The sequence below is a fragment of the Ottowia oryzae genome, from assembly GCF_003008535.1.
GTDB classification, from domain to species: Bacteria; Pseudomonadota; Gammaproteobacteria; order Burkholderiales; family Burkholderiaceae_C; genus Ottowia; species Ottowia oryzae.
Genome location: NZ_CP027666.1, coordinates 3832736 through 3849244 on the forward strand (window position 1 = coordinate 3832736; position 16509 = coordinate 3849244).

A 16509-nucleotide genomic window follows, 5' to 3' on the forward strand; every position below is an offset into this window, starting at 1 on the left:
TAGATTCATAGTCAGATCAGGCTCTAGCGCCCACGGAACCTGCGCGACAAGCTTCTTTTTTGATAGCAAACGGATTCAAGCGCTGGGCGGAACGTGCTCTTCGCCCAGCCAGCGCAGCACCGGCAGTGCGCCGGGCAGAACCGGTGATACCGTCACTGGCAGCGCCGCCCACACCCAGCTTTGGCCTTCGCGTGCCTGCAGCTCGCCTTGCCATTGGTAGAGGCGACAAAAATGCAGGCGCACCAGCGCATGGGGGTAGTCCACCATCTGCTCGCGCCAGCGCTGCACGTGGGCCGGGTCTACGGCGATGCCCAGCTCTTCGCTCAACTCGCGCGCCAGCGCCGCCTCGACGCTCTCGCCCGCTTCGAGCTTGCCGCCCGGAAACTCCCAATAGCCTGCGTACACCTTGCCCTCGGGCCGCGAGGTGAGCAGAAAGCGCCCGTCCGCGCCGATCAGCACGCCGACGGCCACATCCACCACCTTGCGCGGGGCATCGCCGCGCGCGGCGTCGTCGCGGCGCAGGTGCGCATCGGCGGTCAGCAGCGGTTCGCTCATGCGTGCCTCCGATCAGGCAGCGGCTTCGGCGCGGCCCATGAAGTCGCGCGCGAACTGGTAGGCGACGCGGCCCGAACGAGAGCCGCGCTCCAGCGCCCAGACCAACGCCTCAGGCCGGGCCGCATTGATTTGCCCCGGCGCGGCGCCCAGCGCGCTCAGCCATTGCGCGACGATGGCCAGGTATTCGTCCTGGCTGAACGGGTAGAAGCTGACCCACAGGCCGAAGCGCTCTGACAGCGAAATCTTTTCCTCGATCACCTCGCCCGGATGCACTTCGCCGTCGTCCGTGTGGGTGTAGCTGAGGTTGTCCTTCATGTACTCGGGCAGCAGGTGGCGCCGGTTGCTGGTGGCGTAGACCAGCACGTTGGGCGTGTTGGCCGCGACCGAGCCATCCAGAATGCTCTTGAGCGCCTTGTAGCCCGGCTCGCCCTCGTCAAAGCTCAGGTCGTCGCAGTAGACGATGAACTTCTGCGGCAAGCCGGCCACCACGTCGACGATGTCGGGCAGGTCGGTCAAATCGGCCTTGTCCACCTCGATCAGGCGCAGGCCTTGCGGCGCGTAGGCGTTCAGGCAGGCCTTGATGAGCGACGACTTGCCCGTGCCGCGCGCGCCGGTCAGCAGCACGTTGTTGGCGGGCCGCCCTTCGACAAACTGGCGCGTGTTGCGCTCGATCTTGTCTTTTTGCGCATCGATCTCTTTCAGATCGCCCAGCGCGATGTGGCCAACGTGGCGCACCGGCTCCAGCACGCCGTGGCCAGATGCGCGCTTGCGGTAGCGCCAAGCGACGGCTTGCGCCCAGTCGGGCGCGCGCAGGGGTTGCGGCAAGGCCGATTCAATGCGCGCCATCAGCTGCTCGGCGCGCGCCATCAAGCGCAGGAGTTCTTCAGTCATTTAGGGCTCTGGCGCCCGTCGATACTGCGCGGGCAGCTATTAAAAACAGAGTAATCAGGAACGGTAGTCGGCGTTGATGCTGACGTAGTCATGGCTCAAGTCGCACGTCCAGACTGTGTCGCTGGCCGTGCCGCGGCCCAGGTCCACGCGCACCAGAATCTCGGCCTGCTTCATCACGCGCTGGCCGTCTTCCTCGCGGTAAGCCGGGTTGCGCCCACCGTTGACGGCCACGTGCACGTCGTCCAGGTACAGGTTGATGGTGGTCTGGTCCAGGTCGTCGATACCGGCGTAGCCCACGGCGGCCAGGATGCGGCCCAGGTTCGGATCGCTAGCGAAGAACGCGGTCTTGACCAGCGGCGAATGCGCGATGGCGTAGGCCACCTGGCGGCATTCCTCGGCCGTGCGGCCGCCATCGACCTGCACGGTGATGAACTTGGTGGCGCCCTCGCCGTCGCGCACGATGGCCTGGGCGAGTTGGCGGGCCACGTCCAGCATGGCCGCCTTCAGCGCGCGCCCATCGTCAGCGCTGAGCGAGGTGACCGGCGCGTTGCCCGCCTTGTTGGTGGCGATGACGATGAAGGAGTCGTTGGTGGAGGTGTCGCCATCGATCGTGACGCGGTTGAATGAACCATCGGCCAGCTCTTGCGCCAGCTGCTTCATCAGCGCGGGGTCCACGCAGGCGTCGGTCGCCAGAAAGCCAAGCATCGTGGCCATGTTGGGGCGGATCATGCCCGCGCCCTTGCTGATGCCGGTGATCGTCACCTCGGCCCCGCCCACCGTGGCCTTGGCGCTGAATGCCTTGGCTACCGTATCGGTGGTCATGATGCCTTCGGCCGCGCGCGCCCAGTGGTCGGGCGCGGCATCGGCCAGCGCGGCGGGCAGCCCGGCTTCGATGCGCTCAACCGGCAGCGGCTCCATGATCACGCCGGTGGAGAACGGCAGGATTTGGCTGGGGTTGAGCTTCAGCAGGCCCGCCAGCGCGCTGCACACCTGCTGCGCACGCGCCAGGCCGTCTTCTCCCGTGCCCGCGTTGGCGTTGCCGGTGTTGATGACCATGGCGCGAATCGCGTCGCCACCGGCCAGCCGGTCGCGGCAAATCTGCACCGGCGCCGCGCAGAAGCGGTTGCGCGTGAAAACGCCGCCCACGCTGGCGCCTTCGTCCAGCAAAAACACCGTCAGGTCCTTGCGGTTTGCTTTGCGTACCCCCGCCTCGGCCACGCCAATGCGAACGCCCGGCACGGGCAGCAAACGGGCGGGGTCAGGAGCAGACAGATTCACCGGCATGACTTGATCCTTTGCGGAATGAAAGAGAAACGCGATTATCGACAGGTAACAGGGGCGCGCTGCCCAAAAGGCAAACGGGCCAAATCTGGCCCGTTGCGATTTCAGTTGACGCGGAGCAGCATCAGGCGCTCAGCTCAGTGCGCCGTGGCACTGCTTGTACTTCTTGCCGCTGCCGCAGGGGCAGGGGTCGTTGCGGCCCACGCGCGGGATGTCTGCGCCAGCGGCGACGGCCGCGCCTGCCAAACCGGCGGCCGCACCGGCGGTGCCCACGGGCACCGTTTCGGCCTGGCCTGCCTCATTGGGCGCGGTGTAGGTCACGTTGCTCAGCTGCTCGCCCCGCTGCTCGATCAGGTCGGCCGCTTGGTCCAACTGCTCGGGCGACTGGATGCGCACGGTCATCAGCGTGCGGGTGACGTCGTTCTTGATCACGTCGAGCAACTGGCCAAACAGCTCGAACGCCTCGCGCTTGTACTCCTGCTTGGGCTGCTTTTGCGCGTAGCCGCGCAGGTGAATGCCCTGGCGCAGGTAGTCGAGGGCGGACAGGTGTTCGCGCCAGTGGGTGTCGATGTTCTGCAGCAACACCGCACGCTCGAAGCCACGGAAGTTCTCGGCGCCGACGGTTTGCACGCGGGCCTCGTACGCTTCGTTGGCGGCCTTGAGCACCTTCTCCAGGATGTCTTCGTCGGTGATGGCGGACGAGGATTCCACTTCTTTTTGCAGCGGCAGCGTGAGCTGCCACTCTTCGGCCAGCACTTTTTCCAGGCCGGGGATGTCCCACTGCTCTTCCACCGACTGCGCGGGCACGTACTGGTGCACGAGGTCGGTCAGGCTGCTTTCGCGCAGGCCGGCAATCTGGGCGGAAAGATCCTGCGCATCCAGAATGTCGTTGCGCTGCTGGTAGATCACCTTGCGCTGGTCGTTGGAAACGTCGTCGTACTCCAGCAACTGTTTGCGGATGTCGAAGTTGCGCGCCTCCACCTTGCGCTGCGCGCTCTCAATGCTGCGGGTGACGATGCCCGCCTCGATCGCCTCGCCCTCCGGCATCTTCAGGCGGTCCATGATCGCACGCACGCGGTCGCCCGCGAAGATGCGCATCAGCGTGTCGTCCAAGCTCAGGTAAAAGCGCGAAGAGCCCGGATCGCCCTGGCGACCCGAACGGCCACGCAACTGGTTGTCGATGCGGCGGCTTTCGTGGCGCTCAGTCGCGATGATCCGCAGCCCGCCCAGCGCCTTGATGGCCTCGTGATCCTGCTGCCACTTGGCGCGCAGATCGGCAATTCGTGCTTGCTTTGTGGCTTCGTCCAGGGATTCGTCTGCCTCGACGGCCTGCACGGCCTTCTCGATGTTGCCGCCCAGCACGATGTCGGTACCGCGGCCCGCCATATTGGTGGCGATGGTGATCATCTTGGCGCTGCCCGCCTGCGCGACGATGTCGGCTTCGCGGGCATGCTGCTTGGCGTTCAGCACCTGGTGCGGCAGTTTTTCTTTCTGCAGCAGCTCGGCGATGATTTCGGAGTTCTCGATGGACGTGGTGCCCACCAACACCGGCTGGCCACGCACGAAACACTCGCGGATATCAGCGATGGCGGCGTCGTACTTTTCTTTGGTGGTTTTGTAGACGCGATCAAGCTGGTCGTCGCGCTTGCTGCCGCGGTTGGGAGGGATAACGACGGTCTCAAGGCCGTAGATTTCCTGAAACTCGTACGCCTCGGTGTCGGCCGTGCCCGTCATGCCGGACAGCTTGTTGTACAGGCGGAAATAGTTCTGGAAGGTGATGGACGCCAGCGTCTGGTTCTCAGCCTGGATCGGCACGCCTTCCTTGGCCTCGACGGCCTGGTGCAAGCCCTCGCTCCAGCGGCGGCCGCTCATCAGACGGCCGGTGAACTCATCCACGATCACGATTTCAGGGCCTTGCTCGCCCTGCTGCACCACGTAGTGCTGGTCGCGGTGGTACAGGTTGTTCGCCCGCAGCGCTGCATACAAATGGTGCATGAGCGAGATGTTGGCCGGGTCGTACAGGCTGGCGCCAGGCGCGATCAAGCCGCGCTCGGCCAGGATGCGCTCAGCGGTCTCGTGCCCTTGTTCCGTCAGGTAGATCTGGTGCGCTTTTTCGTCGACGGTGAAGTCGCCGGGCTTGGTGATGCCGATGCCCGTGCGCGGATCGGCCTCGCCCTCTTGGCGAGTAAGCAGCGGCACAACCTGATTCATGGCGACGTACAGCGCCGTATGGTCTTCGGCCTGCCCGCTGATGATCAGCGGCGTGCGCGCCTCATCGATCAGGATGGAGTCCACCTCGTCGACGATGGCGTAGTTGAGCTTGCGCTGCACACGGTCCTGCGTCTCATAGACCATGTTGTCGCGCAGGTAATCGAAGCCGAACTCGTTGTTCGTGCCGTAGGTGATGTCCGAGGCGTACGCGGTCTGCTTGTCCTCGCGCGCCATCTGCGGCAGGTTGACCCCTACTGACAAGCCGAGGAAGTTGTACAGCCGCGCCATCCACTGCGCGTCGCGGTTGGCCAGATAGTCGTTGACCGTGACGACGTGGACACCGTTGCCGGCCAGGGCATTTAGGTACACCGGCAGCGTGGCGGTCAGCGTCTTGCCCTCGCCAGTACGCATTTCAGCGATCTTGCCTTCGTGCAAGGCCATGCCGCCCATCAGCTGCACGTCGAAGTGGCGCATCTTCATGACGCGCTTGGAAGCCTCGCGCACGGTAGCAAAGGCTTCGGGCAGCAGCTGATCGAGTTCCTCACCCTTGGCGAGGCGATCGCGGAATTCCTGGGTTTTGGCCGTCAGCGCCTCATCGCTCAGTTTTTCAAAGTCCGGCTCCATCGCGTTGATGCGGGCCGTCGTTTTGCGGTATTGCTTCAGCAAGCGGTCGTTGCGACTACCGAAGAACTTGGTGAGAAGATTTGTGGCCATGCGGGCGCGTCAGGCTTGCCTTCGCACAATAGCGCTCAGGCAATGACGTGGTTCGAAGTTAATCAAAGGTCTGGGGAACCAGATGGGGGCGCGAAGCTCGGCTGCAAGCCTGCCCCGCCCCCTGACGGAACCCAAGTTAACCGGGCATTTTACCTCTCGCGACAACCTCGCCGCGGATAATGAATGCAGCAACCAAAGGCATTCGTGAACATCACCCGACACAGCGCAATCCCTGTTCAGCAGGCCGTTGATGAATCTCCAACGCTGGCGCGCCTGAGCCAGTTGGCGCGCCAATCGTCTGCGCGCATGGCGCTCGTGCGGCCGATCATCCCCGCGCCTCTGCGCAAACTCGTTCAACCCGGCGTACCAGAGCCGGATTCGTGGTGCGTTTTGGTGCCGCACGCAGCAGCGGCCGCCAAATTGCGGCAATTGATGCCCCGGATGATCAAGGCATTGCAGGAAGGTGGAGAGCCCGTCCAAGCCATTCGCATCAAGGTGATGCAGTCACCCCACTGAGGGGTTCGGCGCGAAAGACAGGCCAGAGAGATGGTGCCGGTTGTCGGATTCGAACTGACGACCTACCGCTTACAAGGCGGGTGCTCTACCAACTGAGCTAAACCGGCGACGGGGGGATTCTAAACGGCGAAACGGCAATAAAGCGCGCGTCGCGTTCACTTGATGCGCTTGAGCGCGGGTTTCTTGCGGCTGGCGGGGGGCGGAGGATCGACTCCGTCGTCATCGCCACCGTCCGGAATCTGGACCAATTGGATGCCCGAGCGCGCACCGGGTGTCGGCGCCGCAGCCCCCACTGCACCGGGCGCTTGCCCATCGTCGACGGGCGCATTCTGCGTGCCCTCTGGCGCCGCCACCGGAAACGCCATGCCCTGGCCATTCTCGCGCGCGTAGATGGCGAGCACGCGATCCACGGGCACCATGATTTCACGCGGCACCCCGCCGAATCGCGCCTTGAACTCGATGAATTCGTTGCCAATCGCCAACGAACTGGTAGCGTCGGGGCTCACGTTCAGGACGATTTCGCCGTTCTGAACGTACTCCCTGGGCACCTGCACAGTCTCATCGGCCCGCACGGCAATGTACGGCGTGAAGCCGTTGTCCGAACACCATTCGTACAGCGCCCGGATCAAGTACGGGCGGGTCGACGCAGATTCGAGCGCGTTCATCATGCCGGGCCTGGCCGCGCTTACTTGCGCATCACCTTTTCAGAGGGCGTCAGCGCCTCGATGTAGGCGGGGCGCGAGAAGATGCGTTCAGCATATTTGAGCAACGGTGCGGCGTTGCGCGACAAGTCAATGCCGTAGTAGTCCAAGCGCCAGAGCAAGGGCGCCAAGGCGACGTCCAGCATCGAGAAGTTGTCGCCCAGGATGAATTTGTTCTTGAGGAACACCGGCGCCATTTGGGTCAGGCGGTCACGGATGTTGCCGCGCGCTTTTTCCAGCGCCTTCTCGTTCGACTTGCTGGCGCGGTTTTCCAGCGTGCTGACGTGCGTGAACAGCTCTTTTTCGAAGTTGAGCAGGAACAGGCGCACGCGGGCGCGGTCGACCGGGTCACCCGGCATCAGCTGCGGGTGCGGAAAGCGCTCGTCGATGTACTCGTTGATGATGTTCGATTCATACAGGATCAAATCCCGCTCGACCAGGATCGGCACCTGGCCATAGGGGTTCATCACGGCGATGTCTTCGGGCTTGTTGTAGAGATCCACGTCGCGGATCTCGAAATCCATGCCTTTTTCGAACAGCACAAAGCGGCACCGATGCGAAAACGGGCACGTCGTTCCTGAATACAGCACCATCATGTTGGAGACTCCTTAAAACCAACGGAGTGGGCGGTGCACCTCAAGCAGCGCACCCCCACTCCGCATTCATCCGGCCATCGGCCGAGCGTTGAACGTCAAGTTACTTGACGTCCTTCCAGTAAGCAGCATTCAAACGCCACGCAATGAGCGTGAACACCAGAAGGAACATCATGACCCACACACCGATCATGACGCGTTTGTTCTGCGCCGGCTCGCCCATCCACTGCAGGTAGTTGACCAGATCACCCACGGCTTGGTCAAACTGCAGCGGGGTCATGGTGCCTGGCGTGAGCTGATCCCAGCGGCCCGTGAAGGCGTGCACCTCATGGCCATGTTCTTCAATCGTATCGAAGATGGGCTTGCGCGTACCCTGCAGCTGCCACAGCGGGTTGGGCATGCCGATGTTGGGGAAAGCCAGGTTGTTCCAACCCGTCGGCTTGGCCGGATCGCGGTAATAGCTGCGCAGCAGGGTGTAGATGTAATCCGCACCGGTACCGCCAGCGCCTGCGCGCGAGCGGGCGATCAAGGTCAGGTCAGGCGGGTTGGCGCCAAACCAAGCCTTGGCCTGCAGCGGATCGATGGCCGAGCGCATGGTCTCGCCCACCTTGTCGGTGGTGAACAGCAGGTTGTCTTTGATCTGCTGCTCAGTCAATCCCAAGTCCTGCAGGCGGTTAAACCGCATGAACGCAGCGGAATGGCAGTTCAGACAGTAGTTGACGAACAGCTTCGCGCCGTTTTGCAGCGAACTCAGGTCATTGGTTTTAACCGGCGCCTTGTCCCATGCAATGCCACCCGTGGCAGCGTAGGAGCCCATCACCGCACCCACACAGAGCGCGGCACCCAAGACCATTTTTTTCCAGATTTTCATAGTGGGTCTTCTCTTGGTCTTCAGTGCGGGTGGAAAGTCACGCGGTCCGGCACCGGCTTGGGCTGGCCCAGTTGGCTCCACCACGGCATCAGCAAGAAGAAACCAAAGTAGAACAGCGTGCCGGCCATGGCGACCAGTTCATTGGTCAGCCACGCCAGAGAGGGATGGCCGAAGATCGGGCCCGGCACCATGATGCCCAGAATCATCAGGATGATGAACCACACGACGAAGATGCCGTACAGCACCTTGTGCCACTGCGGGCGATAGCGCAGCGAGCGCACTGGGCTGTGATCCAGCCAGGGCAGGAAGAACAGGATGATGACCGCGCCGCCCATCACCACCACGCCCCAGAACTTGGCGTCGAAGGTTTTGAGCAGCACGATGGCCACGAGCGCCGCCACGGCGGCACCCGCCTTCAGCAGCATCGAGCATTTGCACTTCAGGAAGCCGAAGACGACGGCACCGGCGATGATGACGCACAGCACGTTGACCATGGTGTCCGTGGTGGCACGCAGCATTGAATAGAAGGGCGTGAAGTACCACACCGGTGCGATGTGCGACGGCGTCACCAGCGGGTCAGCCGGGATGAAGTTGTTGTATTCGAGAAAGTAGCCGCCCATCTCCGGCGCGAAGAACACCACCGCGAAGAAGATCATCAAGAACACGCCCACGCCCATGATGTCGTGCACGGTGTAGTAGGGATGAAAGGGCACGCCGTCGGCGGGCGCATCGGGCGACCAGCGGTTGCCTTTCGGGCCCTTCTTGATTTCGATGCCGTCCGGGTTGTTGGAGCCCACGTCGTGCAGCGCCAGCAAGTGAGCCACCACCAAGCCGATCAGCACCAGCGGCACGGCGATCACGTGGAAGCTGAAGAAGCGGTTCAGCGTGGCGTCGCCCACGACGTAGTCGCCACGGATCAGCAGCGCCAGATCAGGTCCGATGAATGGAATGGCAGAGAACAGGTTGACGATCACCTGCGCGCCCCAGTAGGACATCTGGCCCCAGGGCAGCAGGTAGCCCATGAAGGCCTCGGCCATCAGACACAGAAAGATCGCGCAGCCGAAGATCCAGACCAACTCGCGCGGCTTGCGGTAGCTGCCGTACATCAGGCCGCGGAACATGTGCAGGTAGACCACGACGAAGAAAGCCGATGCACCCGTGGAGTGCATGTAGCGGATGAACCAGCCGCCCGGCACGTCGCGCATGATGTACTCGACCGACTCGAACGCCTTGGCGGCGTCCGGCTTGTAGTGCATCACCAGGAAAATGCCGGTGACGATCTGCAACACCAGCACCAGCATGGCCAGCGAGCCGAAGAAGTACCAGAAGTTGAAGTTCTTCGGCGCGTAGTACTCCGACATATGTTTGCGGTACTCCGCAAACGCCGTCGGGAAACGGTTTTCGAACCAGTTGGTGAGCTTGGCGCCCACCGGCGCGTTGGGGGAGATTTCCTTGAATTCAGCCATGTCCGCCTCTTACGCCTTCTTGTCCTCACCGACCAGCAGCTTGGTGTCTGCCAGGTACATGTAGGGGGGCACTTCCAGGTTGTCGGGTGCCGGCTTGTTCTTGAACACGCGACCCGCCAGGTCGAACGTGGACCCGTGGCAGGGGCAGAAGAAGCCGCCCTCCCAGTTGTCAGGCAGCGAAGGCTGCGCACCGGTCTGGAACTTGTCCACGGGCGAGCAGCCCAGGTGCGTGCAGATGCCCACGACCACCAGCACTTCGGGGTGGTCGGCGCGCGAACGCGCTTCGTTCTTGGCGTATTCGGGAATAGGGAAGGCCTTGCGGTCGGAATTGGGGTCGGCCACTTCCGAGTCGGTCTTCTTGAGCGACGCCATCATCTCGGGCGTGCGGCGCAGGATCCACACAGGCTTGCCACGCCATTCCACCGTCATCTTTTCGCCCGGCTTGAGGGCGGCGATGTCCACCTCGACGGCGGCACCGGCGGCCTTGGCTCGCTCAGAGGGGCTGAAGCTGCTGACGAAGGGGGTGGCCAGGCCCACGGCACCGGCGGCACCGGCGCAACCCGAGGCAATCAACCAGGTACGCTTACTGCTGTCTAGGGGCGCGGGAGTGAAGGTGCTGGACGTTGCGTCGCTCATGGCTGTCCTCTGCGGGTGTTTCTTGTACTCGAATCAACCGCGGATTGTAGCGGAGCGAAACAGCCGCGCCGACGCACGCAGCAGGCGGTTGACAGGGATCAAGCCGTGGCAATACTGGCGGCCGTTATCAACTTAACTACCCGAAGCGGGAGGTACCTATGGGCATGATGCAAGAGTTTCGAGAGTTCGCGGTCAAGGGCAATGCCATTGACTTGGCGGTGGGCGTGATCATCGGCGGGGCGTTCGGCAAGATTGTCGATTCCATCGTCGGCGACCTGATCATGCCGTTGGTCAGCAAGCTGATCGGCGGGCTGGATTTCTCCAGTTACTACATCCCGTTGGCTGGCCAGGCCGCGGGCTTGTCGCTGGAAGCGGCCAAAAAGGGCGGCGCCGTGTTCGCCTATGGCAATTTCATCACCATCCTGGTGAACTTCGTCCTGCTGGCCTTCATCATCTTCATGCTGGTCAAGCAGCTCAACCGCCTGAAGAAGGAAGAGCCGGCCAAAGCGCCCGAAGCCCCGCCAGAAGAAGTGACGCTGCTGCGCGAGATTCGCGACAGCCTGAAGCGCTGATTCAGCCCGTCTGATTGCTACGTTTATCGTAGCTGCTTGCGCCCGCCGCATTTGCGCTGCGGGCGTTTTTCATTGCGAAAGTGCCCGCGCCATGCGCACGGCCGACAGCAGACTGTCGGCGCTCGCGATGCCGCGGCCGGCGATGTCAAACGCGGTGCCGTGATCCGGGCTGGTGCGCACGAAGGGCAGGCCCAGCGTGACGTTCACGCCCTGCTCCACACCCAGGTACTTCACCGGGATCAGGCCCTGGTCGTGGTACATCGCCACCACCACGTCAAACTCGCCCGCGCGCTGCGGCGTGTGGCGCGCACGCATGAAGACCGTGTCGGGCGCAAAGGGGCCGTGCGCGTCGATGCCTTCGGCGCGCGCCTGGGCGATAGCGGGAGCGATGTGCTCGATCTCCTCGCGCCCAAACAGCCCGCCCTCACCCGCATGGGGGTTGAGGCCCGCCACGGCGATGCGCGGCGCCTTTCGTAGCGCCGCACCAACACTTTGGTGGCCGATTCGCAGCGTTTGAAGGATGTTGCGCGCCGTCACACTTTCAATGGCGTCGCGCAAAGACATGTGGATGCTGGCCAGCACGGTGCGCAGCTCGTCGTTCGCCAGCATCATGCGCACCGGCACATCGGCCACCGCGCGGCCCAGGTGCGCGGCGGCTTCGGCCTGCAGCAATTCGGTGTGGCCCGGATATTGGTCGTAAGGCGCGCCGGCAGCGGCCAGCGCCTCCTTGTGCAAGGGCGCCGTGACGATGGCCGCCACCTCGCCGCGCAACGCGGCCCGCGCGGCCCACGTGACGCAGTCGCCCGCGATGCGCCCGGCCTGTGCGCTGACCTGACCCAACGGCACCAGCGCCTGCGCGGGCACCACCTGCAGCACCGGAATACACCCCGGCGGCGCCGTCAACGCCCCGGCGGGCGCGTCGATTTCGGCCACGGGCAGGCCGACTTGCACATCGGGCGGCTGAACGCACTGCGCGCCGCGCCGCACGCTGGCCACGTCGCCGGCCACAAAGCAGCCGCGCAGCGCCTCGGGTTGATCGCGAAAGGCCTTGGCGATGATTTCCGGCCCGATACCGGCCGGATCGCCCAGCGTGATGGCCAGCGGCAAGGGTGCGTGGGATGGCATAGGGCTTCAGGCCGGGTTGTCGATCTCAATGAACTCGTGCGCGATGCCCAGCTGCGCCGCCACGTGCGCGGCCATGGCGGGCGCGCCGTACCGCTCGGTGGCGTGGTGGCCGCAGGCGAAGTAGGCCACGCCGCATTCGCGTGCCAGGTGGGCCTGCGGCTCGGAAATCTCGCCGGTGATGTAGGCCTGCGCGCCGGCGGCGATGGCCGCCTCAAAGAAGCCCTGGGCGCCACCGGTGCACCACGCTACTTTTTCGATAGCTTCTCGCGCTTGTCCCACGTGCACCACGGGCCGATTCAATACGTGCTCGATCTGCCACGCCAGCACATCGGCGTCGGCAAACACGCCGCCGTCAGCGCGGTGGCCGATGAAGCCCAGGTCCTGGTCGCCGAAATGCCCCAGGGTTTGCAGCCCCAGGCGCTGGCCGAGTTGCGCGTTGTTGCCCAGCGTGGGGTGTGCGTCCAGCGGCAGGTGGTAGGCGAACAGGTTGATGTCGTGCGCCAGCAGGCGCTTGAGGCGCTCTTTCATCCAACCCGTCACAGTGCCATCCTGCCCGCGCCAGAACAGGCCGTGGTGCACGAAGATGGCATCCGCGCCGGCCGCGATGGCGGCGTCAATCAGGGCGCGGCTGGCGGTCACGCCGCTGACCAGTTTGCGGATTTCGGCGCGCCCCTCTACCTGCAGGCCGTTCGGCCCATAGTCCTTGAAGCGGCCGGGCTGCATCTCGGCATTGAAAGCGGCCAGCAGGTCCGCGCGCTGCGTCGTCATGAGAAGGCGTTCCCCGTGCAAAGGATGGCGCGCACGGGCTCGGCGGCCAGCGGCGCAAAAGGCCGATTCTTACCCAAGCGCCACGCCGCGTTGGAGTGCGGGCAAAGTGTCCGCTCCATACAACCAATCTGTGAACAGTCGTGACAAACGTTGCCGACGGCGCTATGGTTGCCACGCGAGCAGCTTCGCTGCGGTCGGCAGCCAGGGGGGCGCGCCATCGGATCTATGCGGTCCGTGCGTGCGACTGCGCCGAATGCGCCAACTTTTTCACCATCACCAGAGAAGAAATTCATGAGCATCTCCATCAGCAGCCTTTCCAAGCTGTCCCTGACCGCGCTGTGCGCTGCCACCCTCGTCGCCTGCGGCGGCGGCAACGACGATGCGCCGCCGCCCCCGGTGCCCCTGTCTTCGGAATGCGCGCCGCCCGCCAAACTGGCCACGGCCACCAGCAACTACCAGGTGAAATACGCCGACGGCTCTGCCGCCGTTCGCAACGAGGTGCTGGTGATCAACGAGCCGGTCGAGCTCAACGGCCAGCAGGTTGTTCGCAACCGCGCCGCCGGCCGCTCCACCTTCAACGCGCCCGCCACGATGTACGGCGCGATGCTCTACGACAACCAGGAGGAGTACTTCCTGTGGAACACCGGCGGCAGCCGCAGCTATTTCAGCGACGTCATCGCTGAAAAATGGGACAACATCGTCGACAGGGTGCCCGATCGGCGCGTGATGAACACCTACGACCCTGCGGCGCTGAACCAGGACTACACCCCGCTGGCCCCAGGCCAGAGCTACGACTCGCCGATCAACGGCAAGCAGCTGGTTGCGCTGAACGACGTCACGCAAGAGCCCATCACCATCCTCAACAGCAGCACTCGCCACACCTACGTGGGGCAAGAAGTGATGGGTGTGCCGGCCGGCAATCTGCTGACCTGCAAGTTCTCGCGCTATCCCGGCGATGGCTCGGTCACGCACGAGTGGGTGCAGCATGGCACGGGCATGCTGGTGCGCCGCATGTCGGTCGACGCCAAGGGCGTGATTCTGGCGGACGAGCAGCTGATCAACAGCACCGGCTTCCGCTGAAGCCTGACGGCCTTCACCGGGCGCTTTCGGGCGCCCCGCCGCAAGCCAGCCCACGGGCTGGCTTTTTCGTGGATGCAGCACAATTCGCCCCATGAGACGACTCTGGCTTCTTTTCGCGCAAGTGGTCACCGTGCTGCTGGCGGCGTATTTCGTGGTCGCCACGCTCAAGCCGCAATGGCTGGGCCGCGGTGTGGCGATGCCCGGCACCACGGGCACGGTGTCCATCGTTGAGGCGCCCAGCGTCGCCCCTGGCACCAGCGCACCCGGCAGCCTGAGCGGGGCCGTGCGCAAGGCCGCGCCCGCGGTGGTCAGTATCAACACCAGCACCACCGCCCGCGCGCCGCGCAACAACGACCCGTGGTTCCGCTTCTTCTTCGGTGACCAGGCCGAGCAGCAGCAATCGGGCCTGGGTTCGGGCGTGATCATGAGCCCCGAAGGCTACGTGCTGACCAACAACCACGTGGTGGAAGGCGCCGACGCCATCGAGGTAGTGCTGCAGGACGCCCGCCGCACCACCGCCAAGGTGATTGGCACCGACCCGGAAAGCGATCTGGCCGTGCTCAAGATCAACCTGGACAAGCTGCCGGTGATGTCGCTGGGCAATTCCGATGCCCTGCAGGTGGGCGACCAGGTGCTGGCCATCGGCAACCCGTTCGGCGTGGGCCAGACGGTGACCAGCGGCATCGTCAGCGCGCTGGGGCGCAACCAGCTGGGCATCAACACGTTCGAGAACTTCATCCAGACCGACGCGGCCATCAACCCGGGCAACTCAGGCGGCGCGCTGACCGACATCAGCGGCAACCTGATGGGCATCAACACGGCCATCTATTCGCGCTCGGGCGGCAGCATGGGCATCGGCTTTGCGATTCCGGTCAGCACGGCCAAACAGGTGCTGGAAAGCATCGTCAAGGACGGCCAGGTGGTGCGCGGCTGGATCGGCGTGGAGCCCAATGAGCTCACGCCCGAGCTGGCGCAGACCTTCGGCATCAGCCGCGCGCAGGGCGTCATCGTGACCGGCGTGCTGAACACCGGGCCGGCCGCCTCGGCGGGCATCCGCCCCGGCGACGTGATCACGCAGGTGCAGGGCCAGCCGGTGCGCACGGTGTCAGAGCTTTTGACGCGCATCGCCGCCCTCACCCCTGGCCAGGCCGCGCCGTTTGAAGTGCAGCGCCGCGGCGAGCAGGTGGAGCTGCAGGTGGTGCCGGCGCAGCGGCCCCGCCCGCAGCGCATGCCCCAGCGCTGAAGTGCTGCCGGCGTCACGGCACATAGTTTTTGCTATCTTTTCGGAAGCTGCCAGCGCTCTGCTGGCGGGCGCCAGAGGCGAATCCAGCTGTCCAACCTGGCTCGGCGGCTGCGTGTCAAAGTTTACTTCGGGCCATCGCGGCTGGGGTAGCGCAGACCGTCGCTCGGCGCCACGCCAGCGGCGCTGTTGCAACCTTCTCAGGATGAGCCGCGACGCAGCGCTACCAGTCTCAGGTGCGGGCGGCACAACCAGCGATCAGCGCCCAACCGAAACCGATCATGGGATGCGCAAAGCCATCCAATTGCTCTGTTTTAGATAGCTGCAGGCGCAGGCCCAACCAGCGCTAGAGGCAGAAAACACCATGAATCGTGCGCCGCCCCAAGCGGCGCTCAGGGCTTGGCCACTTCGGTGGATTCGGCCTCGTCGTCAGGCGCCTTGGTGTGTTTGATGAAAATCTTGGCCGCCCAGATGCCCACCTCGTACAGCAGGCACATCGGAATGGCCAGCGCCAGTTGCGACACCACGTCCGGCGGCGTGACCACGGCAGCGACGACGAAGGCCAGCACGATGAAGTAGCCGCGAAAGCTCTTGAGCTGATCGATGGTCACCACGCCGATGCGTGCCAGCACGACCACGGCAATTGGCACCTCGAACGCGAGGCCAAACGCCAGGAACATGGTCATGACGAAGCCCAGGTACGCCTCGATATCCGGCGCGGCGGTGATGCTCTTGGGCGCGAAACTCTGGATGAAGGCAAACACCTTGCCAAACACGAGGAAGTAGCAGAACGCCACGCCAGAGAAGAACAGCAGCGTGCTGGAAATAACCAGCGGCAGGACCATCCGCTTTTCATGCGAATACAGCCCCGGCGCCACGAACGCCCACACCTGGTACAGCACCACCGGCAGCGCGATCAGAAAGGCGGCCAGCATCAAAATCTTCAGCGGCACCATGAAGGGCGATATGACCGACGTGGCGATCATCGTGGCCCCGGCGGGCAGGTGCGCCACCAGGGGCGCGGCCAGCAGGTCGTACAGCTGGCCCGGGCCCGGGTACACCGCCAGCACCCCGGCCACCACGGCCACGGCAATCAGCGCCTTGATCAGCCGATCACGCAGCTCCATCAGGTGCGCGACGAAGGGCTGCTCGGTGCCGGCCAGTTCGTCTTCGGGTTCGGGCTTGGAGTTGGGATCGGTCATGGGAAGTGCGATTGTCGCCCAGCGGGGCTGCGCCTGTGGCCCGTTAGGCGCTGCGTGGCACGTGCGAAAGGCCGGCGCGCCGGATGC

Annotated in this window: 16 protein-coding genes and 1 tRNA gene; 4 read left to right on the forward strand and 13 right to left on the reverse strand. The window is 64.3% G+C overall.

The genetic code is table 11. The features are described 5' to 3' along the window. Nucleotides 1-75 precede the first annotated feature (75 nt). From C6570_RS17535 to secA, 4 genes are all read right to left on the reverse strand, one after another. The gene (locus C6570_RS17535) at nucleotides 76-555 is read right to left on the reverse strand and encodes an NUDIX domain-containing protein (protein WP_106704363.1); all 480 of its coding nucleotides are present in this window, start codon (nucleotides 553-555) and stop codon (nucleotides 76-78) included. Between the two features lie 12 nt (nucleotides 556-567). Beyond that, nucleotides 568-1446 carry an ATP-binding protein gene (locus C6570_RS17540; protein ID WP_106704364.1) on the reverse strand — a complete coding sequence of 293 codons (879 nt, stop codon included), beginning with the start codon at nucleotides 1444-1446 and terminating at the stop codon, nucleotides 568-570. Between the two features lie 54 nt (nucleotides 1447-1500). Continuing rightward, the gene (argJ, locus tag C6570_RS17545; protein ID WP_106704365.1) at nucleotides 1501-2730 is read right to left on the reverse strand and encodes a bifunctional glutamate N-acetyltransferase/amino-acid acetyltransferase ArgJ; all 1230 of its coding nucleotides are present in this window, start codon (nucleotides 2728-2730) and stop codon (nucleotides 1501-1503) included. Nucleotides 2731-2859: 129 nt separating this feature from the next. Then, nucleotides 2860-5652: a preprotein translocase subunit SecA gene (secA, locus tag C6570_RS17550; RefSeq protein ID WP_106704366.1), complete on the reverse strand. Its 2793-nt coding sequence runs from the start codon at nucleotides 5650-5652 to the stop codon at nucleotides 2860-2862. Between the two features lie 204 nt (nucleotides 5653-5856). Between secA and C6570_RS17555 the strand changes: the two genes are divergently transcribed. Continuing rightward, the gene (locus C6570_RS17555) at nucleotides 5857-6168 is read left to right on the forward strand and encodes a DciA family protein (RefSeq protein ID WP_106704792.1); all 312 of its coding nucleotides are present in this window, start codon (nucleotides 5857-5859) and stop codon (nucleotides 6166-6168) included. 31 nt (nucleotides 6169-6199) lie between these two features. On the opposite strand, the gene C6570_RS17560 is transcribed toward C6570_RS17555, so the two are convergent. From C6570_RS17560 to petA, 6 genes are all read right to left on the reverse strand, one after another. Beyond that, nucleotides 6200-6275, reverse strand: a tRNA-Thr gene (locus tag C6570_RS17560). A 48-nt stretch (nucleotides 6276-6323) separates the two neighbouring features. Further along, entirely contained in the window at nucleotides 6324-6833 is a 510-nt protein-coding gene (locus C6570_RS17565; protein ID WP_425437903.1) for a ClpXP protease specificity-enhancing factor, read from the reverse strand. A 20-nt stretch (nucleotides 6834-6853) separates the two neighbouring features. Beyond that, the gene (locus C6570_RS17570; protein ID WP_106704368.1) at nucleotides 6854-7465 is read right to left on the reverse strand and encodes a glutathione S-transferase N-terminal domain-containing protein; all 612 of its coding nucleotides are present in this window, start codon (nucleotides 7463-7465) and stop codon (nucleotides 6854-6856) included. A 100-nt stretch (nucleotides 7466-7565) separates the two neighbouring features. Next, nucleotides 7566-8333 carry a cytochrome c1 gene (locus tag C6570_RS17575; RefSeq protein ID WP_106704369.1) on the reverse strand — a complete coding sequence of 256 codons (768 nt, stop codon included), beginning with the start codon at nucleotides 8331-8333 and terminating at the stop codon, nucleotides 7566-7568. Between the two features lie 20 nt (nucleotides 8334-8353). Next, nucleotides 8354-9799 (reverse strand): cytochrome b, encoded by a 1446-nt coding sequence (locus tag C6570_RS17580; RefSeq protein WP_106704370.1) that lies wholly within the window; start codon nucleotides 9797-9799, stop codon nucleotides 8354-8356. Nucleotides 9800-9808: 9 nt separating this feature from the next. Beyond that, nucleotides 9809-10435, reverse strand: a complete 627-nt coding sequence (gene petA / locus C6570_RS17585) for a ubiquinol-cytochrome c reductase iron-sulfur subunit (protein ID WP_106704371.1) — start codon at nucleotides 10433-10435, stop codon at nucleotides 9809-9811. A gap of 158 nt (nucleotides 10436-10593) precedes the next feature. On the opposite strand from petA, the gene mscL reads away from it, so the two are divergent. Continuing rightward, nucleotides 10594-11007, forward strand: coding sequence for a large conductance mechanosensitive channel protein MscL (mscL, locus tag C6570_RS17590; protein ID WP_106704372.1), 414 nt, complete (start codon nucleotides 10594-10596; stop codon nucleotides 11005-11007). A gap of 69 nt (nucleotides 11008-11076) precedes the next feature. Here mscL and pdxA read toward each other — a convergent pair whose 3' ends face one another. Together pdxA and C6570_RS17600 are read right to left on the reverse strand one after the other, a co-directional pair. Beyond that, on the reverse strand, nucleotides 11077-12132 hold the full coding sequence (gene pdxA, locus C6570_RS17595) for a 4-hydroxythreonine-4-phosphate dehydrogenase PdxA (RefSeq protein ID WP_106704373.1): 1056 nt from the start codon (nucleotides 12130-12132) through the stop codon (nucleotides 11077-11079). Nucleotides 12133-12138: 6 nt separating this feature from the next. Continuing rightward, nucleotides 12139-12900: a Nif3-like dinuclear metal center hexameric protein gene (locus C6570_RS17600; RefSeq protein ID WP_106704374.1), complete on the reverse strand. Its 762-nt coding sequence runs from the start codon at nucleotides 12898-12900 to the stop codon at nucleotides 12139-12141. 291 nt (nucleotides 12901-13191) lie between these two features. Here C6570_RS17600 and C6570_RS17605 point away from each other — a divergent pair, with 291 nt between their 5' ends. Both C6570_RS17605 and C6570_RS17610 read left to right on the forward strand, forming a co-directional pair. After that, a complete protein-coding gene (locus C6570_RS17605; RefSeq protein WP_106704375.1) occupies nucleotides 13192-13980 on the forward strand; it encodes a hypothetical protein in 789 nt (262 codons plus the stop codon). A gap of 91 nt (nucleotides 13981-14071) precedes the next feature. Beyond that, complete coding sequence (locus C6570_RS17610) at nucleotides 14072-15223, forward strand: Do family serine endopeptidase (protein WP_106704376.1); 1152 nt, start codon at nucleotides 14072-14074, stop codon at nucleotides 15221-15223. A 389-nt stretch (nucleotides 15224-15612) separates the two neighbouring features. Here C6570_RS17610 and tatC read toward each other — a convergent pair whose 3' ends face one another. Further along, nucleotides 15613-16422: a twin-arginine translocase subunit TatC gene (gene tatC / locus C6570_RS17615; protein ID WP_106704377.1), complete on the reverse strand. Its 810-nt coding sequence runs from the start codon at nucleotides 16420-16422 to the stop codon at nucleotides 15613-15615. Nucleotides 16423-16509 lie beyond the last annotated feature (87 nt).